The organism is Allocoleopsis franciscana PCC 7113, assembly GCF_000317515.1.
GTDB lineage: Bacteria > Cyanobacteriota > Cyanobacteriia > Cyanobacteriales > Coleofasciculaceae > Allocoleopsis > Allocoleopsis franciscana.
Window position 1 is genome coordinate 7077528 of sequence record NC_019738.1, and the last position, 20619, is coordinate 7098146.

At 45.7% G+C, this 20619-nt stretch carries 25 protein-coding genes; 7 read left to right on the forward strand and 18 right to left on the reverse strand.

Going from position 1 to position 20619, the window contains the following annotated elements:
• Positions 1 to 170: 170 nt before the first annotated feature.
• Entirely contained in the window at positions 171 to 1415 is a 1245-nt protein-coding gene (gene codA, locus MIC7113_RS29130) for a cytosine deaminase (protein WP_015185776.1), read from the forward strand.
• Between the two features lie 119 nt (positions 1416 to 1534).
• Here the strand turns inward: codA and MIC7113_RS29135 are convergent, their stop codons facing one another.
• Together MIC7113_RS29135 and MIC7113_RS29140 are read right to left on the reverse strand one after the other, a co-directional pair.
• Positions 1535 to 2656, reverse strand: a complete 1122-nt coding sequence (locus MIC7113_RS29135) for a hypothetical protein (RefSeq protein ID WP_015185777.1) — start codon at positions 2654 to 2656, stop codon at positions 1535 to 1537.
• Positions 2657 to 3221: 565 nt separating this feature from the next.
• The gene (locus MIC7113_RS29140) at positions 3222 to 4595 is read right to left on the reverse strand and encodes a cytochrome P450 (RefSeq protein WP_015185778.1); all 1374 of its coding nucleotides are present in this window, start codon (positions 4593 to 4595) and stop codon (positions 3222 to 3224) included.
• 40 nt (positions 4596 to 4635) lie between these two features.
• Here MIC7113_RS29140 and MIC7113_RS29145 point away from each other — a divergent pair, with 40 nt between their 5' ends.
• On the forward strand, positions 4636 to 5109 hold the full coding sequence (locus MIC7113_RS29145) for a GNAT family N-acetyltransferase (protein ID WP_015185779.1): 474 nt from the start codon (positions 4636 to 4638) through the stop codon (positions 5107 to 5109).
• A gap of 188 nt (positions 5110 to 5297) precedes the next feature.
• On the opposite strand, the gene rbsK is transcribed toward MIC7113_RS29145, so the two are convergent.
• From rbsK to MIC7113_RS29180, 7 genes are all read right to left on the reverse strand, one after another.
• The gene (rbsK, locus tag MIC7113_RS29150) at positions 5298 to 6230 is read right to left on the reverse strand and encodes a ribokinase (RefSeq protein WP_015185780.1); all 933 of its coding nucleotides are present in this window, start codon (positions 6228 to 6230) and stop codon (positions 5298 to 5300) included.
• Positions 6227 to 6763 (reverse strand): PadR family transcriptional regulator, encoded by a 537-nt coding sequence (locus MIC7113_RS29155; protein ID WP_015185781.1) that lies wholly within the window; start codon positions 6761 to 6763, stop codon positions 6227 to 6229. Before MIC7113_RS29155 ends, rbsK begins: the two co-directional genes overlap by 4 nt.
• Positions 6764 to 6887: 124 nt before the next feature.
• Entirely contained in the window at positions 6888 to 7982 is a 1095-nt protein-coding gene (locus MIC7113_RS29160; protein WP_015185782.1) for a phosphotransacetylase family protein, read from the reverse strand.
• Between the two features lie 35 nt (positions 7983 to 8017).
• Positions 8018 to 8392, reverse strand: coding sequence for a type IV pilus biogenesis protein EbsA (gene ebsA / locus MIC7113_RS29165; protein WP_015185783.1), 375 nt, complete (start codon positions 8390 to 8392; stop codon positions 8018 to 8020).
• Between the two features lie 262 nt (positions 8393 to 8654).
• Positions 8655 to 8864, reverse strand: a complete 210-nt coding sequence (locus MIC7113_RS29170; RefSeq protein WP_015185784.1) for a hypothetical protein — start codon at positions 8862 to 8864, stop codon at positions 8655 to 8657.
• 5 nt (positions 8865 to 8869) lie between these two features.
• Entirely contained in the window at positions 8870 to 9697 is an 828-nt protein-coding gene (locus MIC7113_RS29175) for a hypothetical protein (protein WP_015185785.1), read from the reverse strand.
• Between the two features lie 161 nt (positions 9698 to 9858).
• Positions 9859 to 11523, reverse strand: coding sequence for a 2-isopropylmalate synthase (locus tag MIC7113_RS29180; RefSeq protein ID WP_015185786.1), 1665 nt, complete (start codon positions 11521 to 11523; stop codon positions 9859 to 9861).
• 93 nt (positions 11524 to 11616) lie between these two features.
• Between MIC7113_RS29180 and MIC7113_RS29185 the strand changes: the two genes are divergently transcribed.
• Complete coding sequence (locus MIC7113_RS29185; RefSeq protein WP_015185787.1) at positions 11617 to 12297, forward strand: GntR family transcriptional regulator; 681 nt, start codon at positions 11617 to 11619, stop codon at positions 12295 to 12297.
• A gap of 301 nt (positions 12298 to 12598) precedes the next feature.
• Here MIC7113_RS29185 and MIC7113_RS29190 read toward each other — a convergent pair whose 3' ends face one another.
• From MIC7113_RS29190 to rplL, 5 genes are all read right to left on the reverse strand, one after another.
• Entirely contained in the window at positions 12599 to 13057 is a 459-nt protein-coding gene (locus MIC7113_RS29190; protein WP_015185788.1) for a DIP1984 family protein, read from the reverse strand.
• Positions 13044 to 13400 carry a hypothetical protein gene (locus MIC7113_RS29195; protein WP_015185789.1) on the reverse strand — a complete coding sequence of 119 codons (357 nt, stop codon included), beginning with the start codon at positions 13398 to 13400 and terminating at the stop codon, positions 13044 to 13046. The genes MIC7113_RS29190 and MIC7113_RS29195 overlap by 14 nt, the downstream gene beginning before the upstream one ends.
• A gap of 34 nt (positions 13401 to 13434) precedes the next feature.
• On the reverse strand, positions 13435 to 13902 hold the full coding sequence (locus MIC7113_RS29200; protein ID WP_015185790.1) for a hypothetical protein: 468 nt from the start codon (positions 13900 to 13902) through the stop codon (positions 13435 to 13437).
• Between the two features lie 206 nt (positions 13903 to 14108).
• Positions 14109 to 14258: a hypothetical protein gene (locus MIC7113_RS36970; protein WP_155898116.1), complete on the reverse strand. Its 150-nt coding sequence runs from the start codon at positions 14256 to 14258 to the stop codon at positions 14109 to 14111.
• Between the two features lie 102 nt (positions 14259 to 14360).
• Complete coding sequence (gene rplL, locus MIC7113_RS29205) at positions 14361 to 14747, reverse strand: 50S ribosomal protein L7/L12 (RefSeq protein ID WP_015185792.1); 387 nt, start codon at positions 14745 to 14747, stop codon at positions 14361 to 14363.
• Between the two features lie 459 nt (positions 14748 to 15206).
• Here rplL and MIC7113_RS29210 point away from each other — a divergent pair, with 459 nt between their 5' ends.
• Together MIC7113_RS29210 and MIC7113_RS36975 are read left to right on the forward strand one after the other, a co-directional pair.
• Positions 15207 to 16502 (forward strand): DNA cytosine methyltransferase, encoded by a 1296-nt coding sequence (locus tag MIC7113_RS29210; RefSeq protein ID WP_015185793.1) that lies wholly within the window; start codon positions 15207 to 15209, stop codon positions 16500 to 16502.
• Positions 16495 to 16635, forward strand: a complete 141-nt coding sequence (locus tag MIC7113_RS36975) for a hypothetical protein (RefSeq protein WP_015185794.1) — start codon at positions 16495 to 16497, stop codon at positions 16633 to 16635. The genes MIC7113_RS29210 and MIC7113_RS36975 overlap by 8 nt, the downstream gene beginning before the upstream one ends.
• Before the next feature lie 90 nt (positions 16636 to 16725).
• Here the strand turns inward: MIC7113_RS36975 and MIC7113_RS29215 are convergent, their stop codons facing one another.
• Complete coding sequence (locus MIC7113_RS29215; RefSeq protein WP_015185795.1) at positions 16726 to 17790, reverse strand: hypothetical protein; 1065 nt, start codon at positions 17788 to 17790, stop codon at positions 16726 to 16728.
• Between the two features lie 384 nt (positions 17791 to 18174).
• Here MIC7113_RS29215 and MIC7113_RS39130 point away from each other — a divergent pair, with 384 nt between their 5' ends.
• Both MIC7113_RS39130 and MIC7113_RS29220 read left to right on the forward strand, forming a co-directional pair.
• The gene (locus MIC7113_RS39130; protein ID WP_315889697.1) at positions 18175 to 18273 is read left to right on the forward strand and encodes a hypothetical protein; all 99 of its coding nucleotides are present in this window, start codon (positions 18175 to 18177) and stop codon (positions 18271 to 18273) included.
• Positions 18274 to 18504: 231 nt separating this feature from the next.
• Positions 18505 to 18711 (forward strand): hypothetical protein, encoded by a 207-nt coding sequence (locus MIC7113_RS29220; RefSeq protein WP_015185796.1) that lies wholly within the window; start codon positions 18505 to 18507, stop codon positions 18709 to 18711.
• Between the two features lie 169 nt (positions 18712 to 18880).
• Here MIC7113_RS29220 and MIC7113_RS29225 read toward each other — a convergent pair whose 3' ends face one another.
• The 3 genes from MIC7113_RS29225 to scpB all read right to left on the reverse strand — a co-directional run bounded on the left by MIC7113_RS29225 (position 18881) and on the right by scpB (position 20576).
• On the reverse strand, positions 18881 to 19225 hold the full coding sequence (locus MIC7113_RS29225) for a TMEM14 family protein (protein ID WP_015185797.1): 345 nt from the start codon (positions 19223 to 19225) through the stop codon (positions 18881 to 18883).
• Between the two features lie 334 nt (positions 19226 to 19559).
• On the reverse strand, positions 19560 to 19940 hold the full coding sequence (locus tag MIC7113_RS29230; protein WP_015185799.1) for a DUF760 domain-containing protein: 381 nt from the start codon (positions 19938 to 19940) through the stop codon (positions 19560 to 19562).
• A gap of 150 nt (positions 19941 to 20090) precedes the next feature.
• Positions 20091 to 20576, reverse strand: coding sequence for an SMC-Scp complex subunit ScpB (gene scpB, locus MIC7113_RS29235; protein WP_015185800.1), 486 nt, complete (start codon positions 20574 to 20576; stop codon positions 20091 to 20093).
• Positions 20577 to 20619: the final 43 nt, after the last annotated feature.

Consider the following 20619-nt stretch of genomic DNA (forward strand, 5'->3'; position numbering starts at 1 on the left):
GGCTGATGGGGCGATCGCTGCCTGACTGTCTTGTTGCTACGTCATCAAATTTTCTGCTAGTCCCAAGAGTGAGAAGCCGTGCTGTAAGCGGCTGTTTAAACCCTCACTACTTTTATTGGCTGAAAAAATTGGCAAAATTGGTTCAGAAACTAACCTAATTCATAACACCAATGCCTTACGATGTACTCCTCCGCCACTGTCGGTTGTTCAACGACGAAGTTGATATAGGAATTAAAGATGGATTAATTGCTGCAATTTCCCCCCAACTCAGCGAACCCGGACAGCTAGAACTCGATATACAAGGACAACTGGTAAGTCCACCCTTCGTCGAGTCACATATTCATCTAGATTCAGCCTTAACTTCGGGTGAACCTCGATGGAATCAAAGCGGAACATTATTTGAAGGTATTGAAATTTGGCGAGAACGTAAGCAAAGTTTGACGCTGGAAGATGTCAAAAATAGAGCTAAGGAAACTTTAAAGTTGCAGGCATCTCAAGGGGTGTTATTTGTTCGCACTCATGCCGATGTAAGCGAATCGACTTTAACCGCGCTTCAAGGCTTGTTAGAAGTGCGAGAAGAGGTTAAAGATTGGATAACATTGCAAGTGGTAGCTTTTCCCCAAGACGGGATTTATGGTCATCCTAAAAATGAGGAGTTACTCGAAGAAGCACTGAGATTGGGTGCGGATGTGGTGGGAGGAATTCCTCACTATGAATTGACGCGAGAAGATGGGGTGCGATCGGTACATCGGATTTTTACATTAGCTGAGCAATATAATCGGCTAATTGATATCCATTGTGATGAAATTGACGATGATCAATCGCGTTTTTTGGAAGTTGTGGCGGCTTGTGCAATTCGCACTGGCATGGCGTCGCGAGTCACTGCTAGCCACACAACAGCTTTTGGTTCTTATAACAATGCTTATGCCAATAAGTTGATGGGGTTTTTGCAGCGATCGCAAATTAATTTCATTGCCAATCCCTTGATTAATATTACCCTTCAAGGACGGACTGATACTTATCCTAAACGCCGGGGTATAACGCGGGTTAAAGAATTGTGGCAAGCAGGTTTGAATGTCAGTTTAGGCCATGATTGCATCCAAGACCCCTGGTATAGTTTAGGAACGGGAAATATGCTGAATGTAGCCCACATGGCGGTTCACGTTTGCCAGATGACGGGAATGGCTGAAATTGATGCTTGTTTTGATATGGTGACCGTTGATGGAGCTAAAACGTTAAACTTGGAAAATAGCTATGGTATTGAAGTTGGGAAATCAGCTAATTTGATTGTCTTAGATGCTGATAGTCGTTACGAGGCAATTCGTCGTCAATCAACTATTCGTTATGTAATTTCCCAAGGAAAGTTATTAGCTTATACAGAAACGCCAAAAACTGAATGGAAAAAATGGAGATGATCGGTGAGGGAGCTATGGGCAATGGATAATGGAAAATTAATCTAGAAAAACTCAATAATCTACAGCATTCATTGTTATTCGATTCTTCATTACCCATTACCCATTACCCTTGAGAGCATTCAAGCAAATATGATAAAGTTTTTAGTCTTCCCGGCTGCCTTGCTTTCTAAGTCAGAAAATAGTTGTTGCATCGATTGAGTATAGGGTAACAAAAGGCGCATCTGAGCTGACGACAGGAGTTCTTGAATTTCAGCCACCAGCAACGGTAACAATTGTTCTACCAGTTCCCAAGTCACCTCGATACTGGGAAAAACCATCATACATAGGGGAAGCAGTTCCTCTTCGACTGCCCTCATATTTCCCTCTAAAGCACACAGCCATAAATATCCTTGGAACATTTCTATGTCTCGGATGCTAGAAGTTCTCACTCCTGCGTCGCTGAGTCTTCCACGACGGCTGCGATGATTAGGGTACGATTGAACCGCTTGGTTGTAGACTTGCTTGGCAATCTCCTGAGAAAGGGGTAACAGTTTCTGGACAAGGGCTAACATGGGTGAGTTAAGCTCATGCTTTGCCGCAGCGGCACAGACTCGCTGCCAGGGAATACAGACTTGCTCTTCGACAAACTTGAAGTAGGGACTTAGCAACAATTGCTCTGATATTGTCAGTCGATTGAGTACTAACTTGGCACTCAAGTGAAACTGCGTACTCATGAAACCAATGGTGCGTCTGTCAGGGGTTGAAAGATGCTTTGATTGAAGTTGCAGTAATATCGGTTCAATCGCTATGGCTAGATGTTTGACTTCTAACAGCGATAATTTTGGCATGACTTCTGGCTTAAAAATCTCAGCCGATAAATCAATCGTTTCTCCCTCAGATATCGCTGAAAGTAAAGCGGGAGGAATTGATTGTTGCTGATAAATTTCCAGTACCTTTTGATAAACCTGCGATGCCGCTTTAGCAATTCCTTGACTTTCGGTCAAACTGACAACATTAGGAATGTAAGAGAAAATCACATTCGTCTGTATGCCGGCGCACTTACAGTTGATTTCCACCATGCGCTGTAACTTAGCAACAGTTTGAGTTCGTCCCTGTGGAGAGGCAGCTTCCACCAATTCAGAAGAAGCTAAATAGCCTGTTGAGGAGGAAAAAGTTGATAAGTCCGGTACGTAGCGCTCTGCCCAAAGCTTGACTAAGCGCTCAACGGAGATATTGTTAACAAGCGGGGTGGTTCTCAGCATTATTGTCTGTGCAAACTGTGTTTAGACATTCGGTAAATCGGATTACCCTGGGGGATTGGGTACAACCGCAACGGCTTTACCTTATTTGAGCAATTCCCTGTATAAAAAAGTCTGCGCGTGGATATGCAGCAGACGAGTCTCTGAAACGTTGTAGAGATGCGTTTAAATCTTTATACAGAGCGTTCCAAAGAATTTCCAGTTATTCCTGCTGGAGAGAAAAATTTTTGGATTTTGAAACCCGATTTCTCTTGAACTCAAGTGCAAGACTATCCATTCAATACACACAAATAGGAATGAAAATCTTTTCCTGCCAACTGTCGAGCAGAGATATTAAGTGAATATTGTTGAAAGCATTCTCTACAGAAATAAAAAAGTAGGTAAAGCTTTGTAGAGATGCACTGTTCTTCGTACTGTCGTGCTGTCTATCATTCCCATGGTAGATGCGACTCTCCAAAATTTGGCTAAGCCATAGTGCGGAATTTAAATCAGCATAATGGCTTAAATTTTCGACGCTTTATAGGGGCATAATTCTATCTCGTGCCGGGAGCATCCCAATTCAGCGAAGTCACGCCCTAACTGGACTTTTCTCAAGCCGAGGCGCAATTGCAACCATCTGCATCCCTGCGGGGGGAGCTAAAGTTAAGCCCCGACGTACTGGCTTGATGGGACGATTACTGGTGAGTGCTAGCTGAAAGCGCGACACAATACTCGCAAGGACTAATTTCATCTCAAGCTGTGCCAATGCCGCTCCAATACAACGTCGGTTGCTACCACCAAACGGTAAATATTCGTAAGGGGAATATTGCCTTTCTAAGAAGCGTTCTGGTTTAAAATGCTTGGGTTCTGGGTAAATATCCTCTCGTTGATGGATTAGATAAATTGAAGGCATCAGTGCCGTACCCGCTTCAAACTGATACCCCCCAATCTCCATGGGTGATTTGAGAATTCTAATGAAGGTACTCGGAGCAATGGGATAAATCCGCAGCGTTTCAGAACAGATAGCGCTCAGGTAGGGAAGTCGAGCCATTTCCATCGGATCGACGCTATCACCCAGCGTTCCTAAGTCCGCCATCAGCTTGTCATGCACTTCCGGGAGATGATGAATCCAGTAAAATGCCCAGGTTAGAGCGGAAGCGGTGGTTTCATGTCCGGCAACGAGGAGAGTCATCAACTCGTCGTGTAACTCTTCATCCGTCATCGGTTGACCGGCTTCGTCACGAGCGGACAGCAGTAAGGTAAGAATATCGGTACGAGAGAAGTCACCTTGCTCCCGCCGTTCCCGAATCTCGTCATAAAGTAGTTGTCGGACTTGCTGCTTGATTCGCAAAAAGCGCCCCCACGGACTGAACCGCCCCCAATCCTGGCGGAGTGACGGGAAAAACAGCAAGGTAGAACTGAGGGGAGTACCCAGCGCGTCTAGCATGAAATTGAGCAAGTGTCTTAGCTGCTGAAATCGCTCTCCTTCATCCAATCCAAACACAGCGCGTAAAATCACCCGTAAGGTAATCTCTTGCATGAAGGGACGGACGAAAAAGGGCTTGCCAATCGTCCACTCATCTGTTACTTCCTGAGTAATGTCACAGATGAGTTGGCTGTAAGTCCGTAGGCGATCGCCATGAAAGGGAGGCATCAACAACCGTCGCTGGCGTTCGTGGCTCTCACCATCGAGCATGATTAGGGAGTTGTCCCCCAGCAGATATCGTAAAACTCCATTGCCTCTGCCCGATTCAAATTGTGCTGGCTCGGCAGTAAAAATCTGCTTAACCGCTTCTGGATTACCCACATAAACGAAGGGCGGCGATTTTTCCCCTCCTATCTTGAAGATGTCGCCATAGCGTAGGGAATATTCGTCTAGGTAGTCCAAGGGGCGAAAAACCAGCTTGAGCGTTCGTAGTAATCGTGGTAATCGCCGCGATCGCGGACCATCAGGTAATGTCATAGATATCCAATTCGGGTAAGAATCAACTGCCCTATCTCACATGATAGAAATCAAATCCATACAATTACACCAATCTGAAGAGGTCAAGCACCTAATTTTTGCAGTTTGCAATGAAATTTTTCAGGTTTCTGAAGAAGTGATTAGGCGTTTCGATACCATGTCTGACATAGATGATATGCACTCGTACTACTTTAACAACGGTGGCACATTCTTAGTGCTTATGGACGAGAGAAAGGTCGTGGGAAGTGGAGCTATCCGACGCTTGAATAATGACATCTGTGAACTAAAGCGAATGTGGTTTATCAAAAAGTACCGAGGACAAGGGTTAGCAAATCAAATGGTTCAGCTACTTTTAGATTTTGCCCGAAAAACAGGTTATAAAAAAGTCAGACTCGACCTCTTGGACGAACAAAAACAAACACAAGCACTTAAATTCTATAAGCGGCTGGGATTTTACGCGATCGCTCCCTACAACGATAGTTTCTGCACTGTGTTTATGGAGAAAATACTCTGAGAAGAAAAAATTAACAAAATTAAGTAGGAAGGCATAAGTAAAGATAACTCTGTAAAGAAAGACAAACGATGTTTAAATCCTCTTCCCATCAGCCTTTAGCCTCCTCACGCTTAGCTCCGGTGCCTTCTACCTTGACTCAATAATAAATATTTATGACGATCTACTTCAATGCAAACACCTGCACACAATTAACAAATCCCCACACCCCGTTCTTTCAGAAACGTCTCGAACGTCTTGCGATCCGGTAAAGAAGGTTGCGCCCCCGCTTTTGTTGCCGAAAGTGCCCCTGCGGCTGCTCCCCACACCACCGCTTCCCGCAAAGAACGCCCTTGAGCCAAAGCGACTGCTAGAGCACCATTGAAGGCATCACCCGCCGCAACCGTATCAACCGCTTGAACTGAGAAAGCTGGGACAAAGAAGGTTTCCTCTGCCGTCGCACAGAAGACACCGCGATCGCCTAGTTTCACGATTACCGTACTGACACCTCGTTGTTGTAACTCAGCCGACGCTTTAGCGGCTGCCTCTTCCCCGTCTACAGGAAAACCGACTAACTGAGACGCTTCCAACTGATTGGGAGTAATAATATCGATCCGTGAGTAAAGCTCATCTGGAATATCTTGAGCCGGTGCTGGATCAAGAATCACAGGTACACCTGCGGAGTGTGCCGCTTGCGCTGCTAACTGTACGGTTGTCATCGGAATCTCCAACTGCATCAGCAAAGCGGCTGCCCCTGGCAACTTACTGCGGAGGCGTTCCACGTCAGTTTCATTCAACCGTCCATTGGCACCCGCAATAATAATAATGTTGTTTTCTCCGGCATCATCCACCGTAATCACAGCGACGCCAGAACTTGTTGCCTCATCTACCAAAACACCATCCGTCTGAACACCGGCAGCTTGTAAATGACGCAGCAGTTGACGCCCAAAATCATCATTCCCTAAACGCCCCACAATTTGAGTGGAGATACCCAGCCGCGCTGCCGCCACGGCTTGATTTGCCCCTTTTCCGCCCCCGGCTGTAAAAAATTCATCTCCTTTTATCGTCTCTCCCGCAACAGGTAACCGAGGAGTTTTGGCGACCAAATCCATGTTAATGCTGCCAAAGACAATGATTGGTTTCATTCTGATTTCAAAAGTTCAATCGCTTCGTCACACCAAGTCATCCAATCCATCTCGTAACCAATGCCCTTGCGGAGAGTTAGATAATGAAACTTGTTAGCTTGGGAAAGGGATTGAGGATTTTGAAAGAATTCGTCTTCTATATCTTGGTAAGTCTTTAATCGTTCCTGGTGAAGTTGGCGATGACGCTGTAATTCTGCCAAAATCGTCTCTTTAGGAGCTAGATAGCCAGCGAAGATTTTAACCAATAAATCGTCTTTGATGGGAATCGGTTCCCCGGGTTGAACCATCCACTCAATCAACTGTTGCTTTCCGACTTCTGTAACGCTGTAGAGCTTTTTATCGGGGCGGTTTTCTTGAGCAATGACCTCTGCACTAATCCAGCCTTGTTCTTCGAGTTTGGTCAGTTCCCGATAAATTTGCTGGTGGGTGGCTTTCCAAAAAAAACCAACTGAAGACTCAAATCGCTTTCCCAAGTCATAGCCACTCGCGGGGCATTCAATCAGGGAGACTAAAATCGCGTGCGCGATCGCCATAACTCTAAATACTCGACAATGCAACTTTTTGAGTATACATGTTACCTTTTGAAAATTGGGAATAGGCAATCAGTAAGCAGTTTTAACTTGCATTACCCATTACCCATTACCCATTACCCATTCTCTAAGAATGTGCTGACACGACGGCTTCTAAACCCAACTGACTCATCAGGCGATCAATGTCAAAGTACTGTTCCATCAGTTGTTGAATGCACTGCACTTTGATGGGTTCGTGGAGGCGTACCTGACCAAAGGCACGGTCAATAATTTCCACGGTGGTGAGTGTATCTAGGTCAACTGACAAAACAGGGATTTCTAACTCTTCGGCGCGGTTGAGGATAAACGGTTGGGGTGGCATGTGACCCGTGAGGACGAGACACTGGGTCGAGGTTTCAAGCGCTGCCATCTGAATATCTGCGCGATCGCCTCCTGTTATCACTGCCATATTATTTCGCTTGCGGAAATACCCTAAAGCAGCATTAACATTCATTGCCCCAATTGTCAAACTTTCTACCATCAAATCCAAGCGATCAGAACGACAAAGCACTTCCGCTTGCAACTGATGTACCAATTCCCGAACGCTGACACTACGTAATAGTGGACTTCTGGGTAACATCCCCAACACAGGAATTCCCTGGCGTTCTAGAAATGTTCGCACGGTTGATTGAGCCATCGACAGTTGCTCAGGCGGAATATCATTAATCACAACTCCCAGCAAATGCTTACCCAGGCGTTCTTTAGCCGACAACAGAGTCTCTACGATCAAAATGGAGTGAAATCGAGCCACAAGCAGGACAGTAGCGTCAATTTCTTGAGCGACCTCCAGCAACGATAAGTCAAACAAACTCCCCTCACTCAGAGTTCCTGGCCCTTCCAACAACATTAAATCGCCGCTGGGTTCTTGAATGTACTGTTTTAGAGATTGACGATAATTAGTTGAGTCCTCTCCCCGCAGGCGTTTTTGAATCGCCTCGGCGTCCAAAGAGAGCAGAGGGGAACATACCCGCTTTTGCGGCAAATTGAGTACTTCCGGGATAAACCGGACATCTTCTTCCATTCCATTCGGGCAATCATCTTTCAGACACGTTCCGAGTGGTTTCCCATAGGCGATGTCTAGCCCTTTTTGTTTCAACTGATGAGCAACGCCCAAGATAGTCGCTGACTTACCACAGTAAGCTTCTGTTGACCCGACCAGCAAATATTTCGCGGATTTTGTCACCCCTTCTTTCTCTCCTAATCAGTTTCAAATGGTGCTTACTCGTCAATCCGTAGCAGCTTGCGATAGAATGCCTGAGAAAAATCTGACAGGCGCGATCGCTTAAAATTCATAATTACTTCAATTAAGTAATTGATAAACTCAGAATTTGCCATAGTGACTTCGTAACTGAGGTCGGCGTTGCCATCAAACTGTAATCGGCAGCGAGTCAGTTCTGAAGGAAGCTTGGAGACGAACCAGGTAGCGACAAAGGGGATGCTATCACCACCTTCTATCCGGCGCTGACCTTCAAGGGAACCCTGTTGATACAGACTAATGGCTAAGGGTAAGACGTTGCGCTTTGCACCCTGATAGTAGGGCATGTAAACACCTACGGCTGCTTTGTCGGCAGGCTGAAGTTTTTCGATGGACATACGCGAATTCTTTATAAACGTCCGTTAAGGAGAGCGTGTTCGATGCTCACTGACCGTCAAGTCTAGTGAAAGTATAGGAATGAGGCAAAGGGAATGATTGCAGGAAAACTACTCATTTTGGTAAATGTATGTTTTCTCGTGTAAAGGTAATATTCTCATTTAAGCATTTGGGCTGGGTAGAATCCTGTAAGAGCAACTTTTGTTTTAATCTAGTCGGCTTGGGGTCTAGTTTTCAGCGCCATGTTTGCAACATCGAGTCGTGTCATAGTAACGGGTCATTCAGCAACTGCGCCGTTAAGTTAATGAGTGAATGATGAGACTGACGCTGAGCTTGAACACTGCTAAAGGTTTGTACAATTGGCTCTAAGCAACGTTTGGCATCTTCGTAATACTTGAGCGCACCCGCTTGATAGGCTCCTCTAGCACCGCCACCGACTAAGACAAGTCCAACTTGGGGAGTAGCAGATTTCATGAATTTCAACGTCTGGATAGGATGGTTACACAGTCATTAGCGGTTTCTTCAATGACGGTGGTGATAAATTCTCGTGCATCAGTGGTGCGGGAGACGGAGCCAATTTGGGCGCGACAGAGGGCGATCGCACTTTGCCCCGGTTTACTCGGTCTTGCTTCTTCTGGTAATGTTGCGAGTTCTAGGGTTGTTCCTAGCGCAAACAATAGGGGTGTATTGTGAAGGCGCTGTTGCGGGATTGAGCGAACTTCGAGTAAGGCGGCTGAGAGGTTGCGATCGCTTTCTACCATTGGTTTCCAAGAGTAATCCAGCAAGTCAGCGAGTCCAAAGAAGCTTTGAGGTAGTTGTTTGCTGGTAGAGAGGATTTTATTAACCAGTAACGAGCGATACCGAGTGGTATCTCCTGTTTCCAGTTCATAGGTGGCGACGGAACTGCTGAAGACTTCCCGTGCTAACAAGGCGACTTGCACCGCCCAAGGTAGTTTGGTGTAAGTTTGTTCTGCTGCCCAAGCGGTTACAATTCTGTCTAAGTCTTCATTGGCAGCAACGCGCACTTCTAGCTTCTGTACTCGCGCTTCCAGTTCGTTGAGTCTGGTGCCAACTTGTTGAGCGAGGCGATCGAGTCCTTGAGTGAGTGCCAGCAGTGCGTCTTCTTGGATTTGCAGTCTTTGTTTTTGGCGGCGAATGGCGTCACGCGCTTCTAGTAAGGACTGCTGGGTAACTTCTAGGGCGACTTGGCTAATGTGAAGTGAGTCAGTGAGTTCTAGTACCCACTGATGTAGTGCTTCTTGCCCTGCGATGAGGTTGCCATCGAGGAGGATTTGGCGTTTGCCCAAAAAATATCAGACCGTAAAAACACCGATATTTTCCTAACCAAATATCCCAACTATCAGTAATAACGCTGAAGCAGAATACAAGTATATTGTAGGGGCACGACATGTGGTACCCCTACCCTGTAGCCTAAGCCAATAACAACCGCTATATTCTTAGAAATCCCTTAATCTGCCTGCAACTGGCTGTTTACAAAAAACTCAGGACGTTCTGAATATTGCTGGCTGATAGGGCTTACTTTCAACTCATCCGTTTGGGTTTGGATATAGCGATAGAGCCGATTTAGTGCGTTCACATAGGCATAAGCTGATGCCACCACAATATCGGTATCCGATGCCTGTCCAGAGAAAATTCGCTCCTGATGTCTGAGGCGAATCGTCACCGTTCCCAGCGCATCAATACCCTGTGTCACCGACTGAACCGAGAATTCAATCAGTTGATTGGGAATCTGTACCAATCGATTAATCGCTTGATACACCGCATCCACCGGCCCCGTACCCACAGCCGCATCTGTGCGAATTTCCCCACTGGGATTCATCACCGTAACCGTTGCCGTCGGGCAGGCGCAGTCGCCACAAATGACTTGGACATGTTCGAGTTGAAAACCTTGTTCCACTTGAGGTAGTGTTTCATCACGGACGATCGCTTCCAAATCCCAATCGGATACTTCCTTTTTCTTATCCGCTACTTCTTTGAAGCGATGAAAGGCTTTATTCAGTTCATCCTCACTCAGATTAAAACCCAACTCTTGCAAGCGAGTGCGGAAGGCGTTACGTCCGGAGTGTTTCCCCAAAACAATTTGGTTCTCCGACAAACCAATGGCAGCCGCGTCCATAATCTCATAGGTTTCTCGGTGCTTGAGGACGCCATCTTGGTGAATCCCCGACTCGTGGGCAAAGGCGTTTGCTCCCACGATTGCCTTGTTGGGCTGAACCAGAATTCCTGTAGATTGGGAGACTAAACGAGAGGTTTTGTAAATTTCCTGAGTATTAATGCGGGTGAGGGGTGCGTCTGACTCAACCGGACGACCGAAATAAGGGTTGAAATCTGCCTTGCGAACCTGCAATGCCATGACAATTTCTTCCAAGGCGGTATTACCTGCGCGTTCGCCAATGCCGTTAATCGTGCATTCCACCTGACGGACGCCGTTTTCAATCGCCGCTAGGGCGTTGGCGGTGGCTAAACCCAAATCGTTTTGGGCGTGAACGGACATAATTACACGATCGCTATTCGGGACATTTGCTCGAATCCCCTGAATCAATGCACCCATGTCTTTCGGGGTAGAGTAGCCGACGGTATCGGGGATGTTCAGTGTGGTTGCACCAGCGGCGATCGCACGTTCTAATACTTGATACAAGAACTCCCGATCTGAGCGAGTGGCGTCCATCGGCGAGAATTCCACATCCTCGACAAACGACTTGGCATAGGCAACCATTTCTTCTGCGATCGCCAATACCTCACTTCGAGACTTTCTCAACTGATGCTTGAGATGAATGTCTGAGGTAGAAATGAACACATGAATTCGGGGATGGGCAGCGGGTTTCAAGGCTTCCGCCGCCGCTTGAATATCTTTGCGAATGGCTCTCGCCAAACTACAAATAACCGGCCCACCGGGCACTCCAACTTGTTGGGCAATGGTTCTTACTGCTGCAAAATCGCCAGGACTAGAAACCGCAAATCCCGCTTCTATCACATCCACCCCTAGGAGAGCCAGTTGATGAGCGATCGCCAGTTTCTCTTCCACATTCAGGGTTGCGCCCGGTGACTGTTCGCCATCCCGTAGCGTGGTGTCGAAGATAATCACTCGGTCGGGTTGAGGTTGAATGCTCATAACTGTGCTCCCGTAATTTCAAGCAAAGAGACGATTAGACAAGGTGTCTGTTTTTTGGATATTGTAGATTGTATACAATATACATCATAAAGTATGAACTTAGGTGACCTAGCCGCTAACGTGCTGCAACAGCAACGCAGCACCCCCGATTTAATTGCCGATGCGTTGCGAGAGGCGATTTTGCGGGGTATTTTTCAGGAAGGGCAATCCCTGAGACAGGATGAAATCGCGGCTCAGTTTGGGGTGAGTCGAATCCCCGTGCGGGAGGCACTACGGCAATTAGAAGCAGAAGGGTTGGTGACGCTGCAACTCAATCGAGGGGCAACAGTATCAGCACTCTCTCCCGCAGAGGCTCAAGAAATTTGTGAGATTCGCAGCGCCTTAGAAACAACAGCGATTCAACTAGCGATTCCCCAGTTGAGGGAATCGGATTTAGAAAAAGCGGCATTAATTTTGGATGCCACGAATCAGACGACAGATGCGGCACGTTGGGCGACATTGAACTGGGAATTCCATGCGGTGCTTTACACTCCAGCCAATCGCCCTCGACTATTGACGATGATTAAAACCTTACACGTTAATATCGATCGCTACGTTCGGCTTCAGATGGAGAAGATGAATTACCTGGAGAAGTCGCAAAAGGAACATTACCAACTGCTGGATGCCTGTCGTCAACGAGATGCTAAAGCGGCAGTCAAGGTACTGAAACGACACATCGACACCGCCGGAGAGGAACTGGTGGCTTACTTGGAACAAAATAGAAGCGATCGCTAAAATTGTGCGATCTGCGCTTACTCTTTCAGAGTCGCTTTGCTAACGCAGCAGCGCTTCGCTATCGCTTAAACTCATGAATTGAAAGTTGAATCCCCTAACCCACCCTCACCAATATCAACAGACCAGCACTCGGTAGTAACTTTAACAATGCCCTGTACGCTTGTAACAATACTAGGCTTAATTTGTTAATTTTGACATGGCCTCTCATGCCGAATCAGCGTTTTAGCGCTGAAGCTAAATACCAAATTAACCCATTTGGCAGGTTTTGTGCTCGCTTCTCTTGACTTGGCTACCAACTTGTTCAATCCATAAGTTCAGTATTCCAGTTTGATGATTGGATTTTCGTATCTAATTCTCGGCATTCTCTGGAAAGTCGATCCGTTTGCGTTTGCAGTTCGGCAACATTAACTGTACTGAAAGACTTGATTTCAGAGGCACTATACCGATCTTGCTGATAAGCGGCGGCATCAACGAGAGAAGTATATACACTGCGCTTGAGTAAGAGTGTATCTCTCTGCGCCAAAGCATCAGATATCGTCATCCCCTCTTCCAGATTTGTGAGTGAATTAGTTTTGTTGATTCTCTGAATCAAGTCTACCAATTGATTAATCGTCGCGTCTAATTCTGCGATGAGTGCTTGCGGCTGTTCTGGAGGCGTTTCTCCTTCCTGAACTTTAGCACTTCTTACTAATCGTTGCCGCAACTGTTCAATTCTTTTTTGACAATCCGCTCTGAGTATTAACGCTTCAGCCAATTTCATCTCTAACACCTCCTATATCAATTATTATTTGGCTATTACCAGAGATTCTTGAAGTATTTGAATCAGTTCTCTGGCAAAACGAACGGTACAAGCAACCAGTTGAGCATTTTCGGGAGTAAGGGCGATACAAAACTCCTACAATATCGTTTTCGTCGCGAACTGGGATGAAATCAAAAGCTTTGAGTTCAGGATGGGTAAGAACTTCTTCAACAACGTCACTCACCTTGCAGGTTTTGAGGTCAAATGTGGCAATAAGGGCGACATGCATTCCTGCTTCCATTGCTGAGAGGGCTTGATTTATACCTGCTTCTAAAGGCTGACTTGCCCACGGCGTTATCGACATTTCTATCCCTCCTGATGGTAAGGATTACACCAATTTAATCATCATAGTGGTAGGTTTGTAACCCTTTTATATTTTCTCGTTCAATTAATAATCTTCCAATTGTTAAATGTAAAGACATAGAATTCAGTGACTGTAAGCCCAGTTCTTGGCGCATTTCGTCGCATTTAGGACAATAAACATCAAGCCAAACGTGCCTGCCATTGTCGTATCTTAAATAATTTGAATAACGAAATCCAATTTCTAGAGCCTCATATTTGCCCCAAAAAGACTTCTTTGGAGGTTCCTCCCCTCTAATCCATGTAATATGAGCGCCCCACGCCGAACCTTTCTGAATGGCAATCCCTTCTTTAAAAAGGAGCCACTTATAATACCTGAGAATTTCATTATCGCATTCTAAAATTGCCCACCAAGGCTCAAAGTATTTACCTTTTTTAGGGTCATAGGTTATTTTCCCACTTGAGGAAAAACAATAATAGTCTAAGACATGAATTTTTTTATTCATCGCTCTAAGTCGGCGGTGGATGTGAAAATCTCATAAATGTAAAAGACACAGGTGTACTAATGGAAAAGATGAATACCAATTTCATTTTCAGGCGCTACAGTTTCACTACCCAACCCCTTTACAGATACTTTGGTCATTTGGATTATCTCCTTAAAAAGGTCGAGTTTACCTTCTGTATTACGTCCCGCATGGATTAACTGCATGGATTAGCTATCCCTGACGGGCAGCGGAGTTTCCAGAATTTCCATCAACAACTCCAAGCGTGATGGACGAAACAACATTGGCACCAAGTTGGACAGCGAGTAGTAACCACCCGCAAAGGTGAACGTTTCCAACGCCACCTGATTTTGCTGCAACTGTCGTTTCAGAATTTAGTCCTCTTAAGAGGACTTTTGCTATGAGCCAAGGAATTAATTCCTTGGCGGATAAGTGGGTAGCTGCAAGATGTGAGATATAACTTACTTGAGAGAAACTTTTGCCCCTGCTGCTTCCAATTGTTGCTTGATGTCTTCAGCGGCGTCGAGTTCAACAGCTTCTTTTACCACTTTTGGTGCTGACTCCACAAAGTCTTTCGCTTCCTTCAAAGCTAAACCCGTCAAAGTTCGTACTACCTTAAGAATTGCAATCTTCTTATCAGCAGGGACTTCCTCTAACACCACATCAAACTCGGTCTGTAGAGGTTCATCACCTACCACAATCTCTGGCTGAATTGGAATTCCAGGTATCACCTTAGTTGTTGAAGCATCTACACCAAAAGTCTCTTCAATCTGCTTAACAAGTTCAGATGTTTCGAGTATTGTTAAGGATTTTAACTGCTCCAGAATTTCCATCGTCTTAACAGACATGGCTACCCTCCTATACTTCCTATAAAAAATGAATAATTAATCAATTACTCGCTTGGTTACCCTAAGCGTTTTATTGATGCTCACATCTTGCACTACCCCCCTAGCCCCCCTTATGAAGGGGGGAACAAGAAAACTATCTGTAGCAAGCATTTAGTGAATTGGTATTAGCGTTCTCCGAAGGAGTACTCACAACCTCCCGGTTTATAGCCGGATTGTGTGTAAGCTTCACCCGTTAGGGCGCGGGATAGAAAACTTGTAGGGATTTCAAGCTCTGTGCTGAACACCCTATAACTATACTACATAAATACTACAAATCCTGTCAAGGAATGAGAAAAAATATTTCCCCTCCTGTCTTTGAGGAATAATCTCAGGTCAGAATATCCCTAGGCTATTCAGAGGAGATGAGCGATAGAGACACTGTCCTGTGAAGATTACGCCATCCCCGATGGATATGGCATCATGCATTCATCACGCCGACCCGTGGCAATTGATTTATTTGCCGGTGCCGGTGGCTTTTCCCTAGGGATTGAGCAGGCGGGGTTTGATGTCGCTGTAGCAGTTGAACACGACCCGATTCATGGGTTAGTACATGCGTTCAACTTTCCCCAAACCAAGGTTTTATGTGCAGATGTCGCTCAATTGTCAGGTCAAGATATTCAGAAGGCTGTAGGAGAGTGGGCTGCGAAGAACAGGCAACCAACAGGAAGCCGTCATGATCCTCTCTCCACAATTCCCATTGACTTAGTCTTTGGTGGGCCACCTTGCCAGGGATTCTCTGTGATTGGTAAACGTCAACTCGATGACGTACGTAACACCCTGATCTTTGAATTTTGCCGTATCGTGAAAGAACTTCAACCCCGCTACTTTGTGATGGAGAATGTACCGGGCTTACGGATGCCGAAATACTCCCCTATCCTAGAGCAGTTGATGTGTGAGTTTGAAGCGGCAGGGTATGAAATTACAGAACCAATACAGGTTTTGAATGCTGCTAATTTTGGTGTCCCGCAGCAGCGGCGACGTTTATTCGTACTGGGTACCCAGGTGGGACTGAACAAACTCACGTATCCTGAGCCAGATCTGCGATCGCCTTCTCAATATATAACCGTAAAAGATGCGATCGCAGATTTACCCAACCTCGATGATTTTGATGAACTCCACCATATAGACTCAATTCAACTCACCCCCGAACAACTGTACTCAATCCATGAGCAAGCGACAGTCTACGTCAAAAGACTGCGGGGTTTGTCCTGTGATCTCACTAATTTTGCCTATTCTCGATGGTGGAATCCAACGACGTTGACAAGTTCCATGCAAACTCGGCACACCGAACGGTCAATTGAGCGTTTTCAGGAGACACCCCCAGGAAAGATAGAATCAATCAGCCGCTTACGACGCCTAGATTGGCATAAACCTTGCTATACCTTAAGAGCTGGAACGGGTTCAGATCGTGGTGCTTATACCTCCCCTCGTCCCATTCATCCTGAGTACCCACGAGTAATTTCCGTGCGAGAGGCAGCGCGACTGCACTCATTCCCCGACTGGTTCCGTTTCCACATCACCAAATGGCATGGTTTTCGAGAGGTCGGTAATGCCGTGCCCCCACTTTTAGCACGAGCCTTGGGTAGCCAAATCCTTGCCGCATTGGAGGTAAAACCCTTATTACCACAGGTATCTTTAGAACTTGGCAATCCTCAGTTGCTTAAATTGAGCCAGCTACAAGCATCCAAGTATTGGAAAGCAAAGATCGATGATTGATGAACAGGAAGCGGAGAGGAATGATCAAGTCCGCATTAATGAGGAGCCTAATCGCTCGTTTTTCCGCTCCTGTGTGATGCTCAACTCCGTACTTACTTTAATCCGCGATCGCAAAAAGGATAGCTCGTTTTAAGGTGTGTCTATGAACCAAGAATCTCCGCCTTAAATGTGCGGAGAGTGCCAAGAATCACCTCAACTGCCACCTGCGATAGGTATGCCAGGGTTAGGTTTTAGGGGCGGCTTGCGCTTGCGCTTGTTCCCTCTTGCGTTTAGTTTTGGCCTTGAGGGCTTCTGCCTTTTGAGTCTTGCCAGCTTTCAAGGATCTAGGGGAAGTTTGAGAGGGGCGGGACTTGAGTTGGCGGAACTCAAAAACATCCCTATCGGGTAAAAATGCCGCTTTGATTTCCACAAAAGATGCTTGCCCCTGCTGTTCTTTGTCCAGTTTGGGATTGAAGCGAAAAGGACGAATCGGCGAATCTTTCCAAATCACAGGAATGTGAGACGCCTTCATAAAGTTAACTTTCTGTTCGATTGGGGCTTCTTTGATATAGGTTAGGCGTTCCTCACTAAAGTTTTTCTGGATGGTGATACAAGGAGTCTGGCAAACAGGAATAAATTGCCACAGCCCAGACAGTTTAAATTCAAAATCCTGCAATTCCTGGTCTATGCTTAAGTTGCGGTTGTTTTCGGTTTCGGATTCAGGTTTTTCAGGAACTCTGTGGAAACCGACGACCTGAAAGCCGACTAAATAGGGCTGTTCGCGCTTAGGAAAGTGAATGATTTTAGGGTACACAATCAAGCGCTGTTGGGACTGCTCTGTGTTTTTTAGGTGTATTTTGAGAGCTTCAAAGGCTTTTTTGTGAGAGGAAGCATAGAACAAAGGGTATTCTTTGTCACAGATTGTTATGTGTGCTTTTTTGTCCGAAAAGGTCACATCCCCAACAATAATCCCTACCGCCTGAAAGATGGCATTGCTATTCTCTGGTAGTGAGGGATCAATTTCTGGGGAGGAAGTAGAAGCGCTTGAGCGCTTGATGGGTTTAAGTATCTTCCTGGTAGGTTCCTGTACGGGTGCAGGAGCTTCAACGGGTGCAGGAGCTTCAACAGGTACGGAGGCTTCAACGGTTGCGGGTACCTCAACAGATGGGGGTGGTGAGGAGGGAGAGGGCGGTGTTTCTGAAGCCTTTGAGCTTGGCTTAATCGCAACTAATTTTAGTTTGCTAGTGGCAGGTGCTGGCTCTGTATTTGGCGGAGTTGATTTTGGAGTTGGCTTCTTTTTCGGTGTCATAGGAATGTGTTAGCTTATCTTTTCAATTCTAAAAGTTTGTCTTTAAAAACGAAGGTATTTATGGAACGCCAGCCTCAGGTGTCAATAACACGCTGCTGTTTCTTAATTCGTAAGGGCTATGACCGGTGGTGACCTCATTGCCGCAGACCTTTTTTCTAAATCTGAGTTGGCGCAGGTTTCGTGACGTGCGATCATTACCTCAGAGTGGATGACATACTAAAAAAATACCCTATAGCGTTGTCAGTGGTGATATCACAGGTGATAGGGTCATTGTTTGGAGTCGTACTGACCACCCGCACGTATGATTGTGGAGTATGACACAAGTGAATCATTAATCACATTTATAACTTGCTGGATGCCAAGGTGCGTTGTTTCAATGCTCAAGTGCCTCTTTGGCTACAGTGGAACGACCATGAAGTCAAGAATAACGGCTATACTCGTCAGGTGATTGCAAATGATCACCGCAATACGAAAAAACATTGATGTTTTAGCCCGTCGGGCCAAGCAAGCTTTTCTAGAGTACCAACCGATTCGCTATGATCCTAGAGACACAAAGCGCTAGATTATTCTAAGTGAGTGATTTACATCACAGGGTGATAGAGTGTCTGTCACATTTCGTTTCAGGAGTGCATCACAGGAGCCATAACTCCCGATCACTGAAGATGTAGGTAATTGAACGGATAGTATAATTACAGAGCTTTTAAACAAGGAATTATGAGACAGGCTGAAATTTGCTTCCCAAAATTCCCCGTTGAACACCTAGCGAATCGCATCATGTGCCTTCGCAAAATTACTCGGATTGACCAACATTTATTTATGTCGGCTCTCTTGTCTAAAAAAGCTCTATCGCCAGAAGAGAAAAACCTCGTAGAAAAGGTTTATCAGGGATTGAACAAGGGCTGGATTAAAGTAGTGGACTAAATCTAAATCAGTAAGGTCTTCTTAATTTACCAAAACCACTACATACCATTTATTATTTCTTTTATCAATTAACTTTACTAGGGTGCATCCCCATTGAGCCGTTTCAGCCTGATGTGGGCACTCTAAAAACTTACAAAAAGAATACCTGCTAGCTTCCAGAGGCGATGCTCTAAGTTAACAAGCCACCTCCGGAGAGCAAGCCCAGTAAAAATATAACGGTAGCAGCCAGAGAAAATAACGTCATTAATCCCGCTGGCATAAAAGCACGGGTTTTGAAAAAGCGAATGACGAAGACGATAAACAGAACCAAACCCAAAAAGGTTGCCAATCCCAACCCGACTAACGGAATTTGGCGACAGATGAACCAAGCAACTAGTAATGCAATCCCACTCGCTACACCGCTAAACAGTGACACTTGGCTCTTGGCTTTAACATACCCCATTACACCGCCCAGCAGGACGACAATTCCGTAAACCAGGATAGACCAAGTCGCAATTACAAACAAATTGTTCATTTTATTAAGAATCGCTGGTGTGGCACGTTAGCGTAGAAAGCGAGAAATTTGGAGATTTACGGGTATGAGCCTACATGATGCGTTGATGTTAGGACTACTACTGAGTCCTGGTCTTTTACTGTCAATCGTGATTATGCTTACTTTTGCCGCTGGTGGCTAATCGAGTTGTTTTACTCATAGGGGCTAGCAAGTTTAAATCAGCACAATCACTTTTCACTTAAGAGTCAAACACAAACACTGAGACTTTACAAGCTGACTCAAATTCACAGTTAGCTCCCCCCGTAATCGGCTGAGGTGTTACGGGGGACTTCAGGAATTTCCAACAGCACGGTGTTTACTGCTCAGGTCGTTTGGCAGAGTTATCGGATTTCTCACCGTGACGGGGTTCTCGACGCAAAGGAACTGAGTCGATGAGCGCTGTTTCCAGTTCCATTCGTTGTTCCATCTGACGCAAGAAGTAGCCAGTCATCATTGCTGAAGCTAGCAAGCCGGCTAAGTTTTCCCGATCAGTGGTAATTTGGACGTTGAAGTTTTCTGAAGGCAGCATCCCAACCAGTCCCTGAACGTTCTGAGAGATGATTTGTTGAATCTCTGGGGTTGCGGATTTGGCAACCCGGGACAAAACGTCCGGAGATTGGTGCTGAAGATAGTTCAGCAGTGGGTTAGCTTGCTCATCTTCCGGTTGGGAACTGAGAAAGTCAGGGTTAAATACCATTAGGAATCTCAGGTTTTGACTTAACTTAGTTTCTACTCTAAACGATTGTGCCGTCTGGCGACCTCTGATTTTCGTCCTAAATCGTAGTTCTTTAGAAATAAATTTTGATAAAAAACGCTTTATAAAGCAACAATAAAGGGTTATTCAGGATTAGGACGGCTGCTCTACTGGTGGAAGGAGTTGCTCTAATTCAAAGTGTTCATGAAATTTATCCGTGACTTGTAACCAGTAGGAACGACCATCGGTTTGGCGGCGTCTCTGGACGAATCCGAGGGCAATCAGTTCTTGAATATGTTGGTAGGCACCACTACCTCTCAGTTCAATCAGATCCGTTTGGGCAATGGTTTTTTTCAGTGCGATCGCGGCTAAAGTTCTTAAAGCACCCACACCTAATTCAGCAGGAACTAAATTTTGCATTAAGTCTTGAAATGATGACCTTAACTGTAAGCTGTAACCGGCAGGTGTTTCAATCACTTCCAGGGCGCTATCTCGGTGGGCATAGTCTGCCATGAGTTCAATTAGGGCGTCTTCAATCGTGTCCTTGTCGCATCCGGCAAATTCAGCAATTTCTGCGATCGAAAGGGGCTTTCCCTTCAGGTAGAGTATGGCTTCTATCTGGGTAGCTAGGCGAGGCATGAACAATTTTGGATTCTAGATTTTGGATGTTAGATGTTGAATC